This window comes from Halomonas eurihalina, from assembly GCF_008274785.1.
GTDB classification, from domain to species: Bacteria; Pseudomonadota; Gammaproteobacteria; order Pseudomonadales; family Halomonadaceae; genus Halomonas; species Halomonas eurihalina.
The window spans coordinates 146672-167328 of record NZ_VTPU01000003.1 but is presented as its reverse complement, the minus strand read 5'-3'; the positions used below and the strand labels follow the sequence as shown (position 1 = coordinate 167328).

Here is a 20657-nt window from a genome sequence, read left to right as displayed (position 1 = left end):
CTCCCTCAAGCTCGAACCAGCGCCTCAAGGGTAGCGCGTGCGCCCCTCGCGTGCAGACTCTCGAGCGCCTGCCGATAGGCATCGCGGAAACGCGGCTGGTCAGCCAGCTCGCCGAACAGCTCGCGCTGTTCGATGAAGGCCGTCGGGCATTCGCGATTCGCCTCGGCCACTGCTATCAGAGAGTCCTTGAGACGATCCACCACCTCGATGGGCTCGCCGCTCTCGTCCACCCCCTCGGCATAACGTGCCCAGCTGGCGACGACCGCCGCCGCTCGATGCACGTCACCACCCCGATCCAGCTGTTCGCGAATGACCGGCAACAGCCATTTGGGAATGCGATCGGAGCTCTCGGCGCACAGGCGTGCCAGGGTGTCCTTGATCTCGGGATTGGCGAAACGCTCGATCAGAGTCCGCCGATACGTTTCCAGGTCGACGCCGGGCAGCGGCGCCAGTGTCGGCGTGGCCTCGTTCACCATGTAATCCAGCAGGAAGTCGACGAACAACGGATCCCGGCAGACCTCGTGGGCATAGCGGTAACCGGCCAGGTAGCCGAAGTAGCACAGCGCCTGATGGCTGGCGTTGAGCAAGCGCAGCTTCATCAACTCATAGGGCTCGACATCTTCGACCAGTTGCACGCCGACCGCGTCGAAATTCGGCCGCCCCATCGCGAAGCGATCCTCCAGCACCCATTGGGTGAAAGGCTCACAGACCACCGGCCAGGCATCCTCGATCGCGAAACGGTTCGACAGCTCCTCGATGTCGGCCGGCGTGGTCACCGGCGTGATGCGATCGACCATGGAGTTGGGAAACGGCACCTCAGCTTCGACCCAGGCACCCAGCCCAGGGTCGCGAGCTTTCGCGAAGGCCCCGAACATGCGACGCGCCACATCACCATTGCCCTGAATGTTGTCGCAGGACATGACCGTGAACGGCGCCAGGCCACGCTGCCGACGCCGCTCGAGAGCCTCGACCACCAGGCCGAAGGCGGTCCGTGGCGCTTCGGGCTCGGCCAGGTCATGGCGTACGTCGGGATCATCGAGGTCGAAATCGCCGCTCACCGGATGGACGTTGTAACCGCCCTCGGTCACCGTCAGCGAGACGATGCGAATGGCTGGGTCAGCCAGGGTCTCGACCACTGCCGCCGGATCCTCCGGCGCGAACCGGTAATCGATCATCGAACCGATCACCCGCGGCTCGAGGCTACCGTCGGGATGTTTCACCACCAGGGTATATAGATGATCCTGAGCGGCCAGCGCCTGCTGCATGCGGCGGTCGCCGGACATCACGCCAACGCCGATGATTCCCCAGTCCAGCGCCTCGCCTCGTCGCATCAACGCATCCAGATACATCGCCTGATGGGCACGATGAAAGCCCCCCACGCCGATATGCACGATACCCGGCGTGACCTGTTCACGCGCATAGTCGGGTATATCGATCCCGGCATCCAACCGGTCCAGGTTGGCATTGTTGAGTCGAGTCATGAAGGGTCTCCTGCCGCTCTTGACGGTGGCATCGTGTGAAAAAGTGAAAAGTAAAAAGTAGAAAGTAGAAAGTGAAAAAGGGGCTCAGTCGCTCGCGGCCCAGTGCAGATCGGCGGCCACCGAGCGCGACTTGATCAGATGGGCGTTGAGCATGTCCTTGTGCCGCGCGCGTTCGACGGCACCGGCCTGGTCCTGCCCCATGCCCAGCCAGCGCTCGATCAGGCGGGCCTCTAGCACCTCGTCGGGTACCTCGAGAAACAGGCTGAAATCGAAGTCATCGCGCAGCGCCGGCCAGGGGCCTTCGTCGAGCAACAGATAGTTGCCCTCGACGATGACGATGCGGTGCTCGGGCGTGATCAACCGACCACCGGCCCGCGCCAGGTCCAGGGCACGATCGAACACCGGCACGGCGACGCTGCCATCGGTTCGGCGGATACGCTGCAGATCATGCTTGAGCCCCGCGCAATCGAAGGTCTCAGGCGCGCCTTTCACGGCAACCAGCCCCTCGGGCTCGAGCAAGGCGTTGTCGTAGTGATAACCGTCCATGGGCACCACCGCCGCACAGCCCGCCTGACGGGCATTGAGCTCGCGACACAACCAGCCCGACAGGAAGGACTTGCCGGCGGCGGGCGGCCCCGCCAGAGCCACGATGAAGCGCCGGCTCTCCCCCGCGGCTTCCAGCACTCGTGTCGCCACCTCATAGATGTTGGGAGTCATTTCGGCTTGTCTCCTACCTGCCTTCGTGTCGCTAGTCGCAAGACTTGCCCGAAAACTCAGCGTCTCCGAATGAAGAGCAAGGCGCACGGCGCGCAGGAGCCCGAGCACCGTGCAACGCAGCAATTCGCCCGCTCAAGCATCTTTCAGCTCATCCAGTTGCCGCCATCCACATTCAACGTCTGGGCCACCACATAGTCGCTGTCCTCGGAGGCCAGAAAGACCGCCGCCCCGGCATAGTCCTCCGGGCGGCCCATACGCCCCATCGGCACTGCCTCGCCGACCAGCCGTTTCTTCTCACCGAGCGGCCGTCCTTCGTAACGCGCGAACAGGGCATCCACTGCTTCCCACATCGGCGTGTCGACCACCCCAGGGGCGATGGCATTGACCCGAATGCCGTGCTGGACCAGGTCCAGCCCACAGGATTGCGTCAGGCTGATCACCGCCGCCTTGGTGGCACAGTAGGTACTGACCAGCGCCTCGCCACGTCGACCGGCCTGGGAGGTCATGTTGATGATGGCCCCGCCTCGCCTCTGCTCGACCATGGCCGCCGCCACCGCCTGGAGCGTGAAGAAAAGCCCTTTGACATTGACCTCGAACTGCCGGTCGAAGCTTTCCTCGGTCACCTCCAGCACCGGCGCCATATCAAAGACCGCGGCGTTGTTGACCAGGATGTCGATGCCGCCGAAGTGCTCCATGACCGTCGCGACCATGGCATCGATCGATGCCCTGTCGCACACATCCAGCCGCAGCCCGATGACCCTTTCCCCGGCATCCAGCGATGCCAGCCCTGCGTCGATGGCCTTGTCATCGACATCGGCAACCACCACCCGAGCACCTTCCGCCACGTAACGCCGGGCGATCGCCAGGCCAATGCCTCGCGCCCCACCCGTCACCACTGCCACCTTGTCGGCGAGCTTCATCACGTTGTCTCCTTGTGTTCGTTCAACCGGCAAGGCGTTGCTTGCGCCAGGCCGTCACCAGCGACGGCAATTCGCTCATGTGCTCCATCACACACCAGGCACCGGCGTCGAGCAGCCGCCTGGCCTGGCCCGGTGGCACATGACTAGCGCCGGTGAAGCCGATCACGGTCATGCCCGCCGCCCGGGCGGCACTGGCGCCGGCCACACTGTCCTCCACCACCAGGCAGTCCTCCGTTGAAGCGTCCAGCGTTTCGGCGGCCAGTCGATAGATGGCCGGATCCGGCTTGGGATGCGCCACCTGCTCGGCACAGAAGATCGGCGCCCCGTCCAGAAGGGCATCCAGCCCGGTATGCGCCAGCGAGTCACGTACCCGCCCGCGGTGACTGTTGGATACCACCGCTATCGGCATGCCCAACCGCTCGATGGCCTCGGCGACGCCATCGATGGCATGCAGCTCCTTCGCCAGACGCCGCTCGATCTCCTGGTCGATGGCTCCCAGGGCATCATCCGGCAACACATGGCAGCTGAGCGCTTCGAGACGTTCGAGAATCGCCTCGGTGGTCAAGCCTAGGGCTTCATTGAGGCGCGCCTGGATATCAACGTCGGGCAGCCACACCGACAGCCGTTCGACCAACGTCGCCTCGGCGATCGCCTCGCTGTCGACCAGCACGCCGTCGCAATCAAAGATCAGTCGTTCCATGCCCTCTCCTCAAGCCTCGGCATCACTAGCGGCGCGATTGTCCTGACGGGTCAGATAGGCCAGCGGATGGCGTTCGAGACTCTCGAGCGCGAGATCGTCATCGGTGAACAGGTGCCCTCGCCGCGGCTCAAAGTTGAAGCGAATCTCATCACCCACGCTATGGGTCACGTCGCCATCCACCATCAGCGTCAGGAGGTCATCGCCCATTTCCACGTAGAGCGAGGTCTGGCCGCCCAGGCGCTCGATGACCTGGATGCGCCCCCGCAGGGGCCCCGTCTCGTCCAGCGTCAGGTGTTCCGGGCGAATCCCGAGCGTCAGCGCTTGATCCGCTTCGCAGGTTCGCCCATCGACCGGCACTCGGGTGGTGTCGCTGCCGGGCAGGCGGACTTCAACGCCATCGCTGCCCGCCGATACCACTCTCACCGGCAGGAAGTTCATTTTCGGCGAGCCAATGAAACCGGCCACGAAACGGTTGCGGGGATGATGGTAGAGCTCCATGGGCGAGCCAACCTGCTCCACCACCCCGCCTTGCAGCACCACGATCTTGTCGGCCATGGTCATGGCCTCTATCTGGTCGTGGGTGACATAGATCATGGTCGCCTTGAGTTCCTCGTGCAGACGCGCCAGTTCGATGCGCATCTGTACGCGCAGGGCCGCGTCCAGGTTCGACAGCGGCTCGTCGAACAGGAAGATGCTGGGATTGCGCACGATGGCCCGGCCGATCGCTACCCGCTGGCGCTGGCCGCCGGACAGGGCCTTCGGCTTGCGGTCCAGCAGTGGCTCCAATTGCAGGATCCGCGCCGCCTCGCCCACCTTTTCGCGGCGCTCCTCCTTGCCGACGCCGGCCAGGCGCAGGCTGAAGCCCATGTTGTCCTCCACCGTCATGTGCGGGTAGAGGGCGTAGCTCTGGAACACCATGGCCAGGCCGCGTTCCGCCGGCCCCAGGTCGTTGATCCGCTGGCCTTCGATGACGATGTCCCCGGAGGTGGCACTCTCGAGGCCGGCAATCATGCGCAGCAGGGTCGACTTGCCGCAGCCGGACGGGCCGACGAAGACCACGAACTCCTGGTCCTTGACCTCCAGGTCGACCCCCTGGATGACCTGGGTTTCATCGAAGCGCTTGACGACGCTGTTGAGTTGCAGGGTTGCCATGTCGTTGTCCTCTTTATTTGACGGCGCCGAAGGTCAGGCCACGAACCATTTGTTTTTGGGTGAGCCAGCCGAACACCAGGATCGGCGCGATGGCCATAGTCGAGGCGGCGGACAGCTTGGCCCAGAACAGGCCTTCGGGGCTCGAGAAGGAGGCAATGTAGGCGGTCAACGGCGCCGCCTGGGAGGTTGTCAGGTTGAGGCTCCAGAAGGACTCGTTCCAGCTCAGGATCACCGACAGCAGGCCGGTGGAAGCGATCCCGGGCAGCGTCAGGGGCAGTAGCAGATAGCCGATTTCCTGCAGGGTGCTCGCTCCATCCATGCGCCCTGCCTCGAGAATGTCCCGGGGCAGATCCTTGAAGAAGGTGTAGAGCATCCACACCACGATCGGCAGGTTCATCAGCATGTAGACGATGGTCAGGCCGGTCAGGGTGTCCAGCAGCCCCATGTCGCGGAACAGCAGATAGATCGGCACCAGAACGCCGACCGGCGGCAGCATCTTGGTCGACAGCATCCACAGCAGCGTGCCCTTGGTACGCTTGGTCGGCAGAAACGCCATCGAATAGGCCGACGGAATGGCGATCAGCAGCGCCAGCAGGGTCGAGCCGAAGGCGACCACCACGCTGTTCCAGGCAAACTTGACGTAGTCGGCCCGGTTCTGCACCTCGACATAGCTGTCCAGGGTCGGCGTGAAAATCAGGCTCGGCTCGGCAATGGCCTCGGCCTCGGTCTTGAAGCCGGTCAGGATCATCCAGAAGATCGGGAAGAAGATCATCAGGGCCACCGTCCAGCCGAGCACCGCCATGCCGAAGCCGCGCAGTCGCCTGGCTCGAGCCGCGGCATCCCCTCGGGCCGAGGTCACCGGTGTGTCTTTGGTCGACAGAGTCGTCGTCATGGGAATCGTCTCCTCAGCATGCCTGGCTCACTCTTCCAGGTTCTTGGCCACCATGCGGACCAGGAAGATGGCAACGATGTTGGCCAGGATGATGGCGATCACCCCGCCGGCGGACGCCGTACCGACATCGAAGTCGAGCAGGGCACGGATGTAGATCAGGTAAGCCAGGTTGGTGGTGGCCAGCCCCGGCCCGCCGGAGGTGGTGACGAAGATCTCGGCGAAGACGGTCAGCAGGAAGATCATCTCGATCATGATGACCACGCTGATCGCCCGCTTGAGATGCGGCAGCGTGATGAAGAAGAAGATCGCCACCGGCCCAGCCCCATCCATGCGCGCGGCCTCGACCTGATCGTCGTCCAGCGACTGCATGGCAGTCAGCAGAATCAACAGCGCGAACGGCAGCCACTGCCAGGAGACGATGATGATGATCGAGGTCAAGGGCAGGCTGGAGAACCAGTCCAGTGCCGGCAGGCCCAGGGATTCGGCGAGCCAGGCCAGTACCCCGTTGGCCGGGTGCATCATCATGTTCTTCCACACCAGGGCGCCGACCGTGGGCATGACGAAGAACGGCGAGATGGCCAGCACGCGGGCGATTCCGCGCCCGAAGAAATCCTGCTGGAACAGCACCGCCAGCAGGGTGCCCCCCACCACGGTGATCGCCAGAACCCAGCCCACCAGCAGCAAGGTCGTCCCCATGGCCGACCACAAGGCGGGATCGGTCAGCAGATATTGATAATTCTCGAAGCCGGCAAAACCTTTCATGCCGGGCATCAGCAGGTTGTAGCGCTGGAAGGAGAACCACAGGGTCATGCCCAGCGGCACCAGCATCCACAGCAACAGCAGGGTCACCGCGGGAGCCTGCAGCGACAGCGTGCGCAGCCCCCCGACAGTGCGGCCAGAGGCTCGGGTCTTGTTCATGGGTCGTCACTCGTCGGTTGGAACGCCGCAAACGGCACTGGACCGAGGCGGCGCGAGCGCGCCGCCAGGATGATGCCGATGCGTCAGTCGATATAGCCAGAACGCTGCATGGTGCGTTCGGTGGCACGTTGTGCGGCTTGAAGCGCCTGCTCGACACTGCTTTCCCCGGTCAGGGCCGAGGCGACCATCTGCCCGACCTGGGTGCCGATCGACTGGAACTCGGGAATGCCGACGAACTGCACGCCCACATAGGGATTGGGTTCGAGGGTGGAATCCAGGGGATCGGCGTCGCGAATCGCATCGACCACAAAGCCGGCGAAGGGCGCTGCCTGCTGGTAGCGTTCATCAGCATAGGTGGATTCGCGAGTGCCGGGCGGTACGCTGGTCCAGCCTTCGCGCTCGCCGACCAGCTCGACGTATTCCTGCGAGGTCGCCCATTGAATGAAGGTCTTGGCCGCCTCCGGAGACTCGGAGGAGCTAGGAATCGCCAGCGCCCAGGACCACAACCAATGCGAGCCCTTCGGTGTCTCGGCTACCGGTGCCGGCGCGAAACCGAGCTGGTCGGCAACCTGGGACTCATCGGCATTGAACAGCTTGCCGGCCGCCGAGGTGGCATCGACCCACATGGCGCAGTTGCCCCGCGAGAAGAGCGCAAGGTTCTCGTTGAAGCCGTTGGAACTCGCCCCTGACGGGCCATAATCGTTGAGCAGATCGACGTAGAAGGAGATCGCCTTCTGCCAGGCCTGGCTGTCGATCTCGGGATTCCAGTCCATGTCGAACCAACGGCCCCCGTAGGTATTCACCAGAGTCGAGACAAACGCCATGTTCTCGCCCCACCCCGGCTTGCCGCGCAGGCAGATGCCGGCCACCTCGTTGTCGGGGTCGTGGAGCTTGCCGGCCCATTCCCGCACCTCGCTCCAGGTCGGCTGCTCGCTCATCTCGATGCCGGCCTGCTCGAACAGGTCCTTGCGGTAATACATCATCGAGCTCTCGGCGTAGAACGGCAGTGCATGGAGAGTTCCGTCATGGCTGAGGCCGTCACGAACCGGCTTGAGCAGATCCTCGGCCTGGTAGGACTCGGGCAGGTCGTCGAGGGGCTCGAGCCAGCCCCGCTCGGCCCAGATCGGCGCTTCGTAGCTGCCGATGGTCATGACATCGAACTGCCCGCCGTCGGTGGCGATATCAGTCGTCATGCGCTGGCGTAGCACGTTCTCCTCGAGCACCACCCAGTCCAGGGTGATATCGGGGTGCGCCTTCTCGAAGGCCTCGGTAAGCCCCTGCATGATGACCATGTCATTGTTGTTGACGGTGGCCACCGTGATGGTCTCGGCCTGGGCTGCCGTGGCACCCAGTGCCGTGGCGGCCACCAAGGGAAGTAGACGATGACGCTGCATGGCGTGCTCCTGTCGCGTTGATCCCCCCACAGGAGGAATTGTTGTTGTCTCCGGGCGACGGGAAATCCCGCTGCCCTTTCGCTCATTGCCGATCAATGAAATCAACGACTGATCAAATGATCGGATAGCGCCGACAAAAAAGCAAAGCCTGGAGGCTTAGACTTTAGGCGAGAAACTAGAAGCGAGCGGCGAGCAGGATGACGACTGACGAGAGCCTCGCGTCAAGAGCAGACGACGGAAATTACCGCTCGACCAACCCGGGCACGGGGTTCGTATCTCGTATCTCGAAGCTCGTGGCTCCGATCACAAGTGATCGACGATATATTTCGCGGCTTGTTCGTCGGTCACCAGACTCTTCAACCAGCCTCCACGCAGGGCCGCGAGAATCGCCGGCGCCTTGCCCCGCCCGCCGGCCAGGGCCACCATTTCCTGATCGCGAAACATCGACAATGGCAGACTGGTGACGCGTCGACTGGTCGAGCAGTCGATCAGTTCGCCCTCGGCATTCATGGGCCAGCCGAGCAGCTCGCCGACGGCCTCCCGTGACAGCAGCTCGTCCAGCTCGGCCTCGCTGATGAAGTGATCCTGGAACAGGGTTGCCTGGCGATCGATACGCCCCACACCGATAAACGCCGCCTGGGCCTGGCGCGCCACCTCGGTGATGGCCTGGAACAACGGCTGCCCCTGCAGCGCCTCCTTCTCGCTCACCGACCCCGCCACGACCGGCGCGGGCAACAGAAAACGCTCGCTGCCCGTCTTGTCGGCAAGCACCATGACGCCGTCATAGCGATTGGCGGAACCATCCCGGGCGATGTTGCCCACCAGCGAGACGATACGATGCTGCGGGCGGTCGAGCCGCCTCAAGGCTTCCACCGTGGCTCGAACCGAGCGCCCCGTGCCCAGCGACAGGGTCAACGGCTCGGAACGCTCGAGCAGGCGCACAAGGCGCTCGGCACCAGCCACCGCCAGATAGTGGGCGCTATCGGCCTCCGCCTCGGCATCGGCCGGCACCACATCGCAGAACGCCAGGCCGAAGGCATCACGAATCGCCTGGGACAGCGCCGTGCACTGCGCGATGGGATGATCGATATGGACCTTGACCAGGCCCTCCTGACGCGCCAGTGCCAGCAGGCGCTGCACGCCGGGGCGGGAAACCCCCAACTGGGCGGCGATCTCGTCCTGGGTACAGCCTCCCACATGGGAGAGCCAGGCCGCCCGCGCCGCCTGGTCCAGTTTCACCTCAAACTTGTCCACTCTCTCGACTCACTGGCTGATCATCATGCCCGGCATCATCGCAAGGCTGCCGGAGTTGCACAATCTCCGCTCATTGGCGACGCAGCACCACGCTGAGATTGTTGGCCGGCATCTCGACGACCATCTCTAGCACCAATCCACGGGAATTGGCCGCCTCGACCACCGCCTCCAGGCCGCGCACACCCCAGCGTGCATCGCGTCGTTTAAGGTCCTCATCGAAGGCCGCATTGCTCGGCGCCGTATGTCGCCCCTCGCGCCGATATGGGCCATACAGATAGAGCGCTCCCCCGGCCACCAGCCGCTCGCCGGCCAGGGCCATCAGCGCTTCGGTCACTTCCCAGGGCGAAATGTGGTTCAGATTGATGGCCACGATGGCGTCGAATGTCCCGTCAGGCCAGGCACCCGTGGCATCGAGACGTATCGGCGCCAGCAGATTGTCCGGCCCGGACGTCGCCCGCCAGGCCTCGATGGACGCCAGGGAATGCGAGTCGACGTCGCTTGGCTGCCACTGCCAGCCCGGCATCGCCGTGGCAAAGTGGAGCGCATGTTCCCCGCTGCCGCTGGCCAGCTCGAGCACCCGGGCTCGCGCCGGCAATACTTCCTCGAGCACCGCGAGGATCGGCTCGCGATTGCGCGCGGCAGCAGGGCTCTTGAGACACGCCGGGGATGTGCCCCGGTGATCGGTTCGTGACATCATGGTCTCCTGGGCATTGTCCGAAAGTGCCTGGGACGGCGGGTGTCGCCGCCACCTGGGAAAATTTCCCGTTTCACCGAAATGGACACACAGGATAACGCATGGCCGGCTCTCTGCCTCGCTACCTCAAGATACAACGGCACCTGCTGGAGAAGATTCATGGCGGCGACTGGCCGCCGCAATATCGGATTCCCCCCGAGGAGCGGCTGGCCGAGGAGTTCGGCGTCAGCCGCATGACCGCCAACAAGGCGATCCGTGACCTGGTCCAGAAAGGATACCTGACGCGACAACCCGGGGTCGGCACCTTCGTTACCGACCGCAAGGCCGAGTCCTCGCTGATCGAGGTGCACAACATCGCCGAGGAAGTCCGCAGCCGGGACCACGCCTATACCAGCGAAGTCCTGCGTGCCGAAGCGCTGGAAGCCAACGACGAGATCTCGGTGTATCTGGGCGTGCGCAACGGCGCCCGGGTCTTTCACACCCTGATTGTGCATCGCGAGAACGGCGTGCCCATCCAGCTTGAAGATCGCTATGTCAATCCCAGCCGGGTTCCCCACTACCTGGAGACGGACTTCACGCAGCACACGCCCAATGAGGTCCTGGTGGCAGCCTGCCCGATCAACGACGTGGAGCACGTGGTCGAAGCCGTGCTGGTCGACGCCGACACCGCACAACGCCTCGACATCGCCCCCCACGAACCCTGCCTGCGAATGATCCGGCGCACCTGGTCGGGAGATCACCTGATCAGCTACGCCCGCCTGATCCACCCCGGCGACCGCTACAAGCTACGCTCCTCGTTGCATACCAACTGATGCGGCCCTGACGCCGATCAACCGGCCAGAGCTTGCACCAGGTAACCCGCCGGCACCGCCAGCAGCAGGCTCAGGGCCACCCGCAGGAACCATACGACCACGATGCGCCCGACCGACAGCGGAATGCTGGTCGACAGGATGCAGGGAATCGAGGCCGAGAAGAACAGCACCGCGGAGACCGACACCACTCCGGCGGCGAAGCGCGCCGCCAGGCCGGCATCGCCCATCAGCAGGGCCGGAAGAAACATCTCGGCAAGCCCCGCCGCCGATGCCTGGGCCAGGGCGGCGGCTTCGTCCAGCCCCCAGACTGCAACGAAGGGATAGAAGGCCCAGCCGAGCCATTCGAACAGCGGCGTGTACTTGGCCAGCAGCAATCCGGCCAGCCCCACCGACATGATCGACGGCAGGATGCTGATCGCCATCAGCAGCCCCTCGCGGAAATTCAGCGCCACGCTGGACAGCAGGCTCGGCGCCCGCTCCGCCACCTCGAGTCCGGTACGCCAGGCCGTGGCCAGGCGTCGCCCCGGTACGGCCTCCGGTTCACCGTCCGTCTTGCTGTCATCCATGCTCGAAAGAGGTGGAATCCGAACCGTGATCGCCGTCACCACGAAGGTGATGACCAGCGTCAGCCAGAAATAGAGATTCCAGAACGCCATCAGTTCCAGTGTCTTGGCGACGATGATCATGAAGGTCGCCGACACGGTGGAGAAACCGGTAGCGATGATCGCCGCCTCCCGGGCCGAATACTGTCCCGCCTGGTAGACCCGGTTGGTGATCAGCAAGCCAATGGAATAGCTGCCGACGAAGGACGCCACGGCATCGATCGCGCTGCGCCCCGGCGTGCGCCACACCGGCCGCATCACCGGCTGAACCAGCACGCCGATCAGCTCGAGCAGGCCGAAGCTGATCAACAGTGCCAGGAAGATGGCCCCGATCGGCACGATCAGCCCTACCGGAATCACCAGCTTGTCGAACAGAAAGGGCAGCATGTCCGGCTCATGCAGGAAGGCCGGCCCCCAGCCGGTCAACGCCATCACCGCCGCTGCCACGCCGGCCAGCTTGAGCACGCTGAACACACGCTCCGTCAGGCTGCGCCGCCAGGTCCCCCTGATCAGGGGATAGAGCGCCCCGGCGACGATCAACGCCAGGGCATAAAAGCCACTGCCCTCGCCCAGCAGGCTCCGGGCCGCGGTCACCATGTGATCCAGCGGTATGGTCGTCTTGCCATCGAGGGTAATGGGCACGAAGAAGATCAGCACCCCGATGAAGCTGGGTACGAACAGCTTGAACACGGTGCTCGTCGATGGCCCCCGACGTCGGGAAGCGTCGGATGGGGAGTTCGCCATGGGAGGCTCCTGGATTGTCATTGTGAGAACGGGATTGCCACAACACAGTTTGTATATACAACACGCAAAGTATCAATGCCATGCACATCTCGGGCACACCTCTGATACTTTGGTCTAAAACATTCATCCAAGCTTATTCGGCAGCAAAAGAAATACAAAAGTATCTATTTGATAATAAAACATAAAACTGGAGTTCTCCTGAGCAAAAGATCAAACATTAAGGCCTCGTCGAAGGTACGACCGACGGGGTGACGGCAACACAGGAATGCGCTAACTTATTTGTATATACAAAGATATCAGGAGGCGTCAGCATGACCCATCCCCGGACTCGCCTACTCTGGCAGGACGTTACCGTCTTCGACGGCCAGGAGACCCTGCCCAACGCCATGGCGGTGATCGTCGAGGACGACCGCATCCAGTCCCTGATCCCGATGCGGGAACTCTCGTCCGAGCATGCCGAGACCTGCCGGCACATGGGCAACGGCGGGGTGATGACCCCCGGGCTGGTCGATTGCCATACCCATCTGGTGTTCGGGGGCGGTCGCGCTGACGAATTCGAGGCACGCCTGGAAGGCGTGAGCTACGAGGAAATCGCCCGACGCGGCGGCGGCATCATCAGCACCGTGCGCGACACGCGCGAGGCCAGCGAGGACGAGCTGATCGCCGCCGCCCTGCCACGCCTCGATGCTCTGCTCGCCGACGGTGTGACCACCGTGGAGATCAAGTCAGGTTATGGCCTCGACGTGGAAAACGAGCTCAAGATGCTGCGCGTCGCCCGCCGTCTCGGCGAGGCCCGGTCGGTGCGCGTCGTCACTTCCCTGCTTGGTGCCCACGCCCTGCCACCGGAATACGCAGACGACAGCGACGGCTACATCGACCTGGTCTGTCAGGCGATGATTCCCGCTGCCGCCGCCGAGGGACTGGCCGACGCGGTCGATGTCTTCTGCGAGAAGATCGCCTTCTCGGTGGCCCAGTGCGAGCGCGTCTTCGAAGCGGCCCAAGCCCACGGCCTGCCGATCAAGGCCCATGCCGAGCAGCTCTCCAATCTTGGGGGCTCCGCCATGGCCGCCCGCCACGGCGCCTTGTCGGCTGACCATATCGAGTACCTCGACGACGCGGGAATCGCCGCCATGCGCGATGCCGGCAGCGTGGCGGTGATCCTGCCGGGCGCCTTCCACACGCTGCGCGAGACGCAGCGCCCCCCCATCGCCGGGCTGCGCGAGGCCGGCGTGCCGATGGCCGTCGCCACCGACGCCAATCCCGGCAGTTCGCCGCTGTTCATGCCGACCTTGATGCTCAACCTGGCCTGTACCCTGTTCAGCCTCACGCCTCGAGAGGCGCTGGCCGGCATGACCGCGCATGGTGCCCGCGCCCTGGGAATGCCCGAACTCGGCAGACTGCGTGAAGGCGCCCCCGCCGACCTGTGCCTCTGGAACATCGACTCCCCGGCGGAACTTGCCTATGCCGTCCAGCCCGGTCGACTTCGCCAGCGCGTCGTCGCCGGCCAACCCGTGGAGGAGCTCGCCCATGGCCAATGAGATCGACATGCGCCTCTGGCAGGGTCGCCGCGACCCCGAGCCCGACAGTGACCGCTGGCACCAGCGCATCGCGCCCCTTTCGGAGAACGCCCCGGCGGGATGTACCCTTCTCGGCTTCGCCAGCGATGCCGGCGTGGCGCGCAACCAGGGCCGGATCGGTGCCGCCGCCGGACCGTCGGCGATCCGGCGTGCCCTCGCCCCGCTCGCCTGGCACCGCGAAGCGCCCGCCTTCGACGCCGGCGACGTGACCTGCGAAGACGACGCCCTGGAAGCCGCCCAGGAAGCACTGGCCGAGCGCCTGGCGCCGCTGCTCGACGCTGGCCACCTGCCCATCGTGCTCGGCGGCGGCCACGAGATCGCCTACGCCAGTTGGTGCGGACTCGCCCGCCACCTCGCTCCTCGCGAAACGCGGCCGCGCGTCGGCATCATCAACCTCGATGCCCATTTCGACCTGCGCGATCCTGGCCACGTACGCTCCTCCGGCACGCCCTTCGCGCAGGTTGCCGAGGATTGCCACGCCAGGGGCTGGCCGTTCCGCTATGCCTGCCTTGGCATCAGCCGCGCCGCCAACACTCGCGCACTGTTCCGACGCGCCGACGAGCTCGGCGTGCTGTTCCGCGAGGACCGCGACATCACGCACACGGGACTCGATGGCATCCAGCGTGACCTCGAGCGCTTCATCGCCCGCTGCGACCAGCTCTACCTGACCATCGATCTCGACGTGCTGCCGGCATCCGAGGCCCCCGGCGTCAGTGCACCGGCGGCACGCGGCGTGCCCCTGGCACTGCTCGAGCCCCTGGTCGAGGCGGTCCGCGACAGCGGAAAGCTAAGCCTGGCCGATATCGCCGAGTTGAACCCCGACCATGACATCGATGGCCGCACCGCCCGGGTGGCCGCGCGTCTCGTCCATCTACTGACCCTGAACGGCTGACCCGCACATCAGCCATCAGACTCTTGACCATGAGGAAATACCCCATGTCCCAGACCGACAAGCGTCACGACCCCAGCCGCCGGATCGGCGCTCCCACCGGTACCGAGCTCACCTGCAAGAGCTGGCTCACCGAAGCACCACTGCGCATGCTGATGAACAACCTGCACCCGGACGTCGCCGAGCGCCCCGAGGACCTGGTGGTCTACGGCGGCATCGGCCGCGCCGCCCGCGACTGGGAATGCTTCGACAAAATCGTCGAGACCCTGCAGCGCCTGGAGGACACCCAGTCGCTGCTGATCCAGTCCGGCAAGCCAGTGGGCGTGTTCGAGACCCACAAGGACGCGCCCCGGGTGCTGATTGCCAATTCCAACCTGGTGCCGGCCTGGGCCAACTGGGAGCACTTCAACGAGCTCGATAAGAAGGGCCTGATGATGTACGGCCAGATGACCGCCGGATCCTGGATCTACATCGGCTCCCAGGGCATCGTCCAGGGCACCTACGAAACCTTCGTCGAGGCCGGCCGCCAGCACTACGACGGTGACCTCAAGGGACGCTGGATCCTGACCGCCGGCCTCGGCGGCATGGGTGGAGCCCAACCGCTGGCCGCCACCCTGGCCGGCGCCTGCTCGTTGAACATCGAGTGCCAGCAGTCGCGTCTCGACTTCCGCCTGCGCACGCGCTACCTCGACGAACAGGCCGAGGATCTGGACGACGCTCTGGCTCGCCTCGAGCGCTACACCGCCGAGGGCAAAGCGATCTCCATCGGCCTGTGTGCCAATGCCGCTGACGTGCTGCCTGAGCTGGTCAAGCGCGGCGTACGCCCGGACATGGTCACCGACCAGACCAGCGCCCACGATCCGCTGCACGGCTACCTGCCGGTCGGCTGGAGCTGGGATGAGTATGTCGAGCGTGGCAAGACCGAGCCCGAGGCAGTCGCCAAGGCGGCCAAGCAGTCCATGGCGGTGCACGTGCGCGCCATGCTCGACTTCCAGCAGCAAGGCATCCCGACCTTCGACTACGGCAACAACATTCGCCAGATGGCCCAGGAAGAAGGCGTCGACAATGCCTTCGACTTCCCCGGCTTCGTGCCCGCCTATATCCGCCCGCTGTTCTGCCAGGGCATCGGCCCCTTCCGCTGGGCGGCGCTGTCCGGCGACCCCGAGGACATCTACAAGACCGACCAGAAGGTCAAGGAGCTGATCCCGGACGACCCGCACCTGCACAACTGGCTGGACATGGCCCGCGAGCGCATCGCCTTCCAAGGCCTGCCGGCACGCATCTGCTGGGTCGGCCTCAAGGATCGCGCCCGCCTCGGCCAGGCCTTCAACGAGATGGTCAGAAACGGCGAGCTCAAGGCGCCGGTGGTCATCGGTCGCGATCACCTGGATTCCGGCTCGGTGGCCAGCCCCAATCGCGAGACCGAGTCGATGATGGATGGCTCCGATGCCGTCTCCGACTGGCCGCTGCTCAACGCCCTGCTCAACACCGCCGGCGGCGCCACCTGGGTCTCATTGCACCATGGTGGCGGCGTGGGCATGGGCTATTCCCAGCACGCCGGCGTGGTGATCGTCTGCGACGGCAGCGAGGATGCCCATATCCGCCTGGGCCGCGTGCTGCGCAACGACCCGGGCACCGGGGTGATGCGCCATGCCGATGCCGGCTATGACATCGCCAAGGCGAGCGCCCGAGAGAACGGCCTCGACCTGCCGATGGTCGATAAGTAAAACCTTCTACCTCCACAGACATGTTTCTCGCTGACACAAGGAGCACCGGTAGCAGGTCGAAGCGAAGGTCCGATGCCAAGGATGGCATCGGTAGCGCCCAGGGATGGGTTCACAGCGCCTTCGCGTAGTACCTGCCACCGGCAAGCTCCGACCCGGCGAGATGAGGAACTCCCTATGAACCAACTCGACATCCAACCCGGCAAGATGAGCCTGGCGCAGGCGCGCCGGGTCTTCGAGGCCCCTCTGCAAGTCACGCTACCGGCGAGCGCCGATGCCGATATCGGCGCCGGTGTCGACTGCGTCAATCGCGTGGTCGAGGAAGACCGTACCGTCTACGGCGTCAACACCGGCTTCGGCCTGCTGGCCCAGACCCGCATCGAGAAAGACCAGCTCGAGGACCTGCAGCGTTCCCTGGTGCTGTCCCACGCCACCGGCGTCGGCGGTGCCATGGAAGATGCCCTGGTACGCCTGATCATGGTGCTCAAGGTCAACAGTCTGGCTCGCGGCTACTCCGGCATTCGCCGCGAGGTGCTGGATGCCCTGGTGGCGTTGATCAACGCCGAGGTCTATCCGCAGATTCCGCTCAAGGGCTCGGTGGGTGCCTCCGGTGACCTGGCGCCGCTGGCGCACATGAGTGTGGTGCTGCTCGGCGAAGGCCAGGCCCGCTACCAGGGCGAATGGCTGCCGGCCACCAGGGCGCTTGAAATCGCCGGCCTAGAGCCACTCTCGCTGGCACCCAAGGAGGGCCTGGCCCTGCTCAATGGTACCCAGGTCTCCACCGCCTACGCCCTCAAGGGCCTGTTCGAGGCCGAGGACCTGTTCGCCGCCGCCACGGTTTGCGGCTCGCTCACCGTGGAGGCCACCCTGAGCTCGCGCTCGCCCTTCGATCCTCGCATTCACGAGGTGCGCGGCCAGCGTGGCCAGATCGATGCCGCTGCCGCCTATCGCCACCTGCTCGGCGAACGCAGCGAGATCAGCGACTCCCACGTCGATTGCGGCAAGGTTCAAGATCCCTATTCCCTGCGCTGTCAGCCTCAAGTGATGGGTGCCGTCCTCACCCAGCTGCGCCAGGCCGCCGAGGTCCTGGGCATCGAGATCAATGCTGTCTCGGACAATCCCCTGGTGTTCGCCGAACAGGGTGATATCATCTCCGGCGGCAATTTCCATGCCGAGCCGGTGGCCATGGCGGCCGACAACCTGGCGCTGGCCATCGCCGAGATCGGCTCGCTCACCGAGCGTCGCGTCTCGCTGATGATGGACAAGCACATGTCCCAGCTCCCGCCCTTCCTGGTGGAGCATGGCGGCGTCAACTCGGGCTTCATGATCGCGCAGGTGACGGCGGCCGGACTCGCCAGCGAGAACAAGGCACTCGCGCATCCGCACAGCGTCGACAGCCTGCCAACCTCGGCCAACCAGGAAGACCACGTCTCCATGGCGCCGGCCGCCGGCAAGCGGCTATGGGAAATGGCCGACAACGTGCGTGGCATCCTCGCCATCGAATGGCTGGCCGCCTGCCAGGGCCTGGATTTCCGCGGTGGTCTCAGGACCACCGACACACTGGAAGAAGCTCGCCGGGTACTGCGCGAGCGTGTCGCCTACTACGACAAGGACCGTTTCTTCGCGCCGGACATCGACGCCGCCAGCGAACTCCTCGCGAAACGCCACCTCAGTCGTCTGGCGCCCGCCGATCTGTTGCCCAGCCAAGTGAACTGACCAGGCCACACAACCTCGTCGCCCCTCCCGCCCCGAGCCGGCAAGGGGCGACACCAACAACAATCGACCTTCTCACAAGGGGCAAGACATGAACGCAGTCGTCCTGGCCATCCTGGTCATGGTCACCCTCAGCCTGATGCGCGTATCCGTCGTGTTCGCGCTGATCGCCGCCGCCCTGGTCGGCGGTCTCTATGCGGGCATGCCGCTGGGCGAAATCCTCACCGCCTTCAATGACGGCCTGGGCAACGGTGCCAAGGTCGCCATCTCCTACGCCGTGCTGGGGGCCTTTGCCGTGGCCCTGTCGCGCTCGGGCATCACTCAGTTGCTCTCCAACAAGGCTATCGCCAGGCTGGGACTGGACGACGGGATCCCCAATCGCCAGTGGATCGTCTTCACCCTGCTCGGCGTGCTGCTGGCCGCGGCGGTGAGCTCCCAGAACCTGATTCCGGTACACATCGCCTTCATCCCGGTGCTGGTGCCGCCGCTGCTCAAGCTGATGAATCACCTGCAGCTCGATCGCCGGGCCGTGGCCTGCGTGATCACCTTCGGCATCACCGCCCCTTACATGTTACTGCCGGTCGGCTTCGGCTCGATCTTTCTTCACGATATCCTGTTGACCAACCTCAACGAGAACGGCCTGGATGTGACCGCCGGCATGGTGCCGATGGCCATGATCGTGCCCATCGGCGGCATGGCCCTGGGGCTCGTGGTCGCCCTGCTGTTCAGTTACCGTCGCAAGCGCGACTATCAGGACATCGACCTGGCCCACGGTGACGAGACGCCCAGCCAGGCCGCTCAGCACCTCAAGCCCTGGCAGATGCTGGTACTGGCGGCAGCTCTGGTCGGTACCGTCACGGTCCAACTGTTCACCGGTTCGATGGTGATCGGCGGGCTCTTCGGCTTCGCCCTGCTGTCGGTGAGCGGTGTGTTCCGCTGGCATGAACAGGACGATATCTTCACCGAAGGCATGCGCATGATGGCGCTGGTCGGTTTCATCATGATCTCGGCGGCAGGGTTCGCCAGCGTGATGCAGGCCAGTGGCCAGGTCGAGGCGCTGGTCACCAGCTCCACCGAAGTGATCGGCGACAACAAGGGCCTGGCCGCCCTGATCATGCTGCTGGTGGGGCTGTTCATCACCATGGGGATCGGCTCGTCGTTCTCGACTATTCCGATCATCGCCTCGCTCTACGTGCCCCTGGCGCTGAACTTCGGTTTCTCGCCCATGGCGACCATCGCCCTGGTCGGTGCCGCGGCCGCCCTCGGGGATGCCGGTTCACCGGCCTCCGACTCGACCCTCGGGCCCACCGCCGGCCTCAATGCCGACGGCCAGCACGACCACATCTGGGACAGCGTGGTGCCTACCTTCCTGCACTACAACATCCCGCTGGTGGCCTTCGGCTGGATTGCCGCCATGACGCTCTGATCCGCCCGACGGCCGACCGCGCCGGGTTGAGCCGATGAGCTGCACCCCATCAGTTGGACACCACTCCAACTGATGGGGTGTTTTTCATGGCGAAGTAGGATGAGAGTTTCAAGCTCGAGGTTGTGAAACGTTATCTGAACAGAACCCGCTTTCTCGGAGCCCTATTGGTTTGAATCAGGCTTCAAAAAAACAGAGACGTCTCAAGGCCTTCAGCGGATAGTGCCTCCTTGACCTTAGGGCGACTGGCAACACGCTGCATATAAGCCTTTAGCCAGGGATAGGGAGAAAGGTCGATATCCTTCGTCACTGACCAACGCACCACGGCAAAGCAGTAAGCATCAGCTACGGTAAAATGTTCGCCCATCAGGAAGTCGCGATTTTCCAGTGTTCGATCCAACAGAACAAAGCGCTCGTTGATCTTCTCCCGTGCTACCAGTTGCGCCTTTTCACCATACTCGGGGTGGAATAGCCAAGGGCTGAACATTTTGTGCAGCTCAGAGCTGATGAAGATCAGCCACTCCTGGAGCTGGTAGCGCGCCATCACTCCGACTGGAGGGACCAAGTCGTGCTCGGGAGCGTATTCAGCGAGCAATTGGATCATGGCCGCACCTTCAGTCAACAAGGTCCCATCATCCAGCTGCAGCGCCGGGACATAACCCTTGGGGTTTATCTGCGTAAAGTCAGCGCCGGATTCGGTACGCTTTGGTTTAGCCTTGATATCGACCTTCTCCAGCTCTAGTTCGATACCAGCTTCCCGCGCAACGATATGTGGTGAGAGAGAGCAGGTTCCTGGTGCATAGTAAAGTTTCATACTAGTCTCCTCGACAACTGGTGAGATAACAATTTCTCAGCCCTTCAGGGCCAAAATGTAAAGCGGATGATAGCCGGTGCCTCTTCAAGGAAGGGCTCCACAAATCGACGCAGAGAAAAGCCCAGCAAAACAAAAGAGCACCTGCTTCACCATAGGGAAGCCACGAGGCGTATCTGTCAGGCGAATACCACCACTTCACATCCTGCTTTCGTTGCCTGAAATAAAATTTGTATCTAT

18 protein-coding genes are annotated in these 20657 nt (G+C 64.1%); 6 read left to right on the top strand and 12 right to left on the bottom strand.

The window, feature by feature from the left end:
* Positions 1–5 precede the first annotated feature (5 nt).
* The 10 genes from FZZ93_RS04745 to FZZ93_RS04700 all read right to left on the bottom strand — a co-directional run bounded on the left by FZZ93_RS04745 (position 6) and on the right by FZZ93_RS04700 (position 10122).
* Positions 6–1481, bottom strand: a complete 1476-nt coding sequence (locus FZZ93_RS04745) for a mannitol dehydrogenase family protein (protein WP_149321178.1) — start codon at positions 1479–1481, stop codon at positions 6–8.
* A gap of 84 nt (positions 1482–1565) precedes the next feature.
* On the bottom strand, positions 1566–2198 hold the full coding sequence (locus FZZ93_RS04740) for a nucleoside triphosphate hydrolase (protein ID WP_149321177.1): 633 nt from the start codon (positions 2196–2198) through the stop codon (positions 1566–1568).
* 143 nt (positions 2199–2341) lie between these two features.
* Positions 2342–3118: an L-iditol 2-dehydrogenase gene (locus tag FZZ93_RS04735; RefSeq protein ID WP_149321264.1), complete on the bottom strand. Its 777-nt coding sequence runs from the start codon at positions 3116–3118 to the stop codon at positions 2342–2344.
* Between the two features lie 22 nt (positions 3119–3140).
* Positions 3141–3818, bottom strand: a complete 678-nt coding sequence (locus FZZ93_RS04730) for an HAD family hydrolase (RefSeq protein WP_149321176.1) — start codon at positions 3816–3818, stop codon at positions 3141–3143.
* A 9-nt stretch (positions 3819–3827) separates the two neighbouring features.
* Positions 3828–4970 (bottom strand): ABC transporter ATP-binding protein, encoded by a 1143-nt coding sequence (locus FZZ93_RS04725; RefSeq protein WP_149321175.1) that lies wholly within the window; start codon positions 4968–4970, stop codon positions 3828–3830.
* A 13-nt stretch (positions 4971–4983) separates the two neighbouring features.
* Positions 4984–5772, bottom strand: coding sequence for a carbohydrate ABC transporter permease (locus FZZ93_RS04720; RefSeq protein ID WP_246146114.1), 789 nt, complete (start codon positions 5770–5772; stop codon positions 4984–4986).
* A 117-nt stretch (positions 5773–5889) separates the two neighbouring features.
* Entirely contained in the window at positions 5890–6780 is an 891-nt protein-coding gene (locus FZZ93_RS04715) for a carbohydrate ABC transporter permease (RefSeq protein WP_149321173.1), read from the bottom strand.
* A gap of 83 nt (positions 6781–6863) precedes the next feature.
* The gene (locus tag FZZ93_RS04710; RefSeq protein ID WP_149321172.1) at positions 6864–8174 is read right to left on the bottom strand and encodes an ABC transporter substrate-binding protein; all 1311 of its coding nucleotides are present in this window, start codon (positions 8172–8174) and stop codon (positions 6864–6866) included.
* 303 nt (positions 8175–8477) lie between these two features.
* Positions 8478–9428: a sugar-binding transcriptional regulator gene (locus FZZ93_RS04705; RefSeq protein ID WP_149321171.1), complete on the bottom strand. Its 951-nt coding sequence runs from the start codon at positions 9426–9428 to the stop codon at positions 8478–8480.
* 70 nt (positions 9429–9498) lie between these two features.
* On the bottom strand, positions 9499–10122 hold the full coding sequence (locus FZZ93_RS04700) for a DUF938 domain-containing protein (protein ID WP_149321170.1): 624 nt from the start codon (positions 10120–10122) through the stop codon (positions 9499–9501).
* Between the two features lie 101 nt (positions 10123–10223).
* Between FZZ93_RS04700 and hutC the strand changes: the two genes are divergently transcribed.
* Entirely contained in the window at positions 10224–10934 is a 711-nt protein-coding gene (gene hutC / locus FZZ93_RS04695) for a histidine utilization transcriptional repressor HutC (RefSeq protein ID WP_149321169.1), read from the top strand.
* A gap of 17 nt (positions 10935–10951) precedes the next feature.
* On the opposite strand, the gene FZZ93_RS04690 is transcribed toward hutC, so the two are convergent.
* Positions 10952–12280, bottom strand: a complete 1329-nt coding sequence (locus FZZ93_RS04690) for a YjiH family protein (RefSeq protein WP_187774462.1) — start codon at positions 12278–12280, stop codon at positions 10952–10954.
* A 311-nt stretch (positions 12281–12591) separates the two neighbouring features.
* Between FZZ93_RS04690 and hutI the strand changes: the two genes are divergently transcribed.
* From hutI to FZZ93_RS04665, 5 genes are all read left to right on the top strand, one after another.
* Positions 12592–13818, top strand: coding sequence for an imidazolonepropionase (gene hutI, locus FZZ93_RS04685; RefSeq protein WP_149321168.1), 1227 nt, complete (start codon positions 12592–12594; stop codon positions 13816–13818).
* Entirely contained in the window at positions 13808–14749 is a 942-nt protein-coding gene (gene hutG, locus FZZ93_RS04680; protein ID WP_149321167.1) for a formimidoylglutamase, read from the top strand. The genes hutI and hutG overlap by 11 nt, the downstream gene beginning before the upstream one ends.
* A gap of 44 nt (positions 14750–14793) precedes the next feature.
* A complete protein-coding gene (hutU, locus tag FZZ93_RS04675; protein ID WP_149321166.1) occupies positions 14794–16473 on the top strand; it encodes a urocanate hydratase in 1680 nt (559 codons plus the stop codon).
* A 174-nt stretch (positions 16474–16647) separates the two neighbouring features.
* Positions 16648–18186, top strand: a complete 1539-nt coding sequence (hutH, locus tag FZZ93_RS04670) for a histidine ammonia-lyase (protein ID WP_149321165.1) — start codon at positions 16648–16650, stop codon at positions 18184–18186.
* An 88-nt stretch (positions 18187–18274) separates the two neighbouring features.
* On the top strand, positions 18275–19609 hold the full coding sequence (locus FZZ93_RS04665; protein WP_149321164.1) for a Na+/H+ antiporter family protein: 1335 nt from the start codon (positions 18275–18277) through the stop codon (positions 19607–19609).
* 181 nt (positions 19610–19790) lie between these two features.
* Here FZZ93_RS04665 and gstA read toward each other — a convergent pair whose 3' ends face one another.
* Positions 19791–20420, bottom strand: coding sequence for a glutathione transferase GstA (gene gstA / locus FZZ93_RS04660; protein WP_149321163.1), 630 nt, complete (start codon positions 20418–20420; stop codon positions 19791–19793).
* Positions 20421–20657 lie beyond the last annotated feature (237 nt).

Coding starts and splice junctions, on each gene's coding strand:
- FZZ93_RS04700 (WP_149321170.1), bottom strand. CDS start 10,122: ATGTCACGAACCGATCACCGGGGCACATCCCCGGCGTGTCTCAAGAGC.
- hutI (WP_149321168.1), top strand. CDS start 12,592: ATGACCCATCCCCGGACTCGCCTACTCTGGCAGGACGTTACCGTCTTC.
- hutU (WP_149321166.1), top strand. CDS start 14,794: ATGTCCCAGACCGACAAGCGTCACGACCCCAGCCGCCGGATCGGCGCT.
- FZZ93_RS04745 (WP_149321178.1), bottom strand. CDS start 1,481: ATGACTCGACTCAACAATGCCAACCTGGACCGGTTGGATGCCGGGATC.
- FZZ93_RS04730 (WP_149321176.1), bottom strand. CDS start 3,818: ATGGAACGACTGATCTTTGATTGCGACGGCGTGCTGGTCGACAGCGAG.
- FZZ93_RS04665 (WP_149321164.1), top strand. CDS start 18,275: ATGAACGCAGTCGTCCTGGCCATCCTGGTCATGGTCACCCTCAGCCTG.
- hutC (WP_149321169.1), top strand. CDS start 10,224: ATGGCCGGCTCTCTGCCTCGCTACCTCAAGATACAACGGCACCTGCTG.
- FZZ93_RS04735 (WP_149321264.1), bottom strand. CDS start 3,118: ATGAAGCTCGCCGACAAGGTGGCAGTGGTGACGGGTGGGGCGCGAGGC.
- FZZ93_RS04740 (WP_149321177.1), bottom strand. CDS start 2,198: ATGACTCCCAACATCTATGAGGTGGCGACACGAGTGCTGGAAGCCGCG.
- FZZ93_RS04690 (WP_187774462.1), bottom strand. CDS start 12,280: ATGGCGAACTCCCCATCCGACGCTTCCCGACGTCGGGGGCCATCGACG.
- hutH (WP_149321165.1), top strand. CDS start 16,648: ATGAACCAACTCGACATCCAACCCGGCAAGATGAGCCTGGCGCAGGCG.
- FZZ93_RS04725 (WP_149321175.1), bottom strand. CDS start 4,970: ATGGCAACCCTGCAACTCAACAGCGTCGTCAAGCGCTTCGATGAAACC.
- FZZ93_RS04715 (WP_149321173.1), bottom strand. CDS start 6,780: ATGAACAAGACCCGAGCCTCTGGCCGCACTGTCGGGGGGCTGCGCACG.
- FZZ93_RS04710 (WP_149321172.1), bottom strand. CDS start 8,174: ATGCAGCGTCATCGTCTACTTCCCTTGGTGGCCGCCACGGCACTGGGT.
- gstA (WP_149321163.1), bottom strand. CDS start 20,420: ATGAAACTTTACTATGCACCAGGAACCTGCTCTCTCTCACCACATATC.
- FZZ93_RS04720 (WP_246146114.1), bottom strand. CDS start 5,772: ATGGCGGTGCTCGGCTGGACGGTGGCCCTGATGATCTTCTTCCCGATC.
- hutG (WP_149321167.1), top strand. CDS start 13,808: ATGGCCAATGAGATCGACATGCGCCTCTGGCAGGGTCGCCGCGACCCC.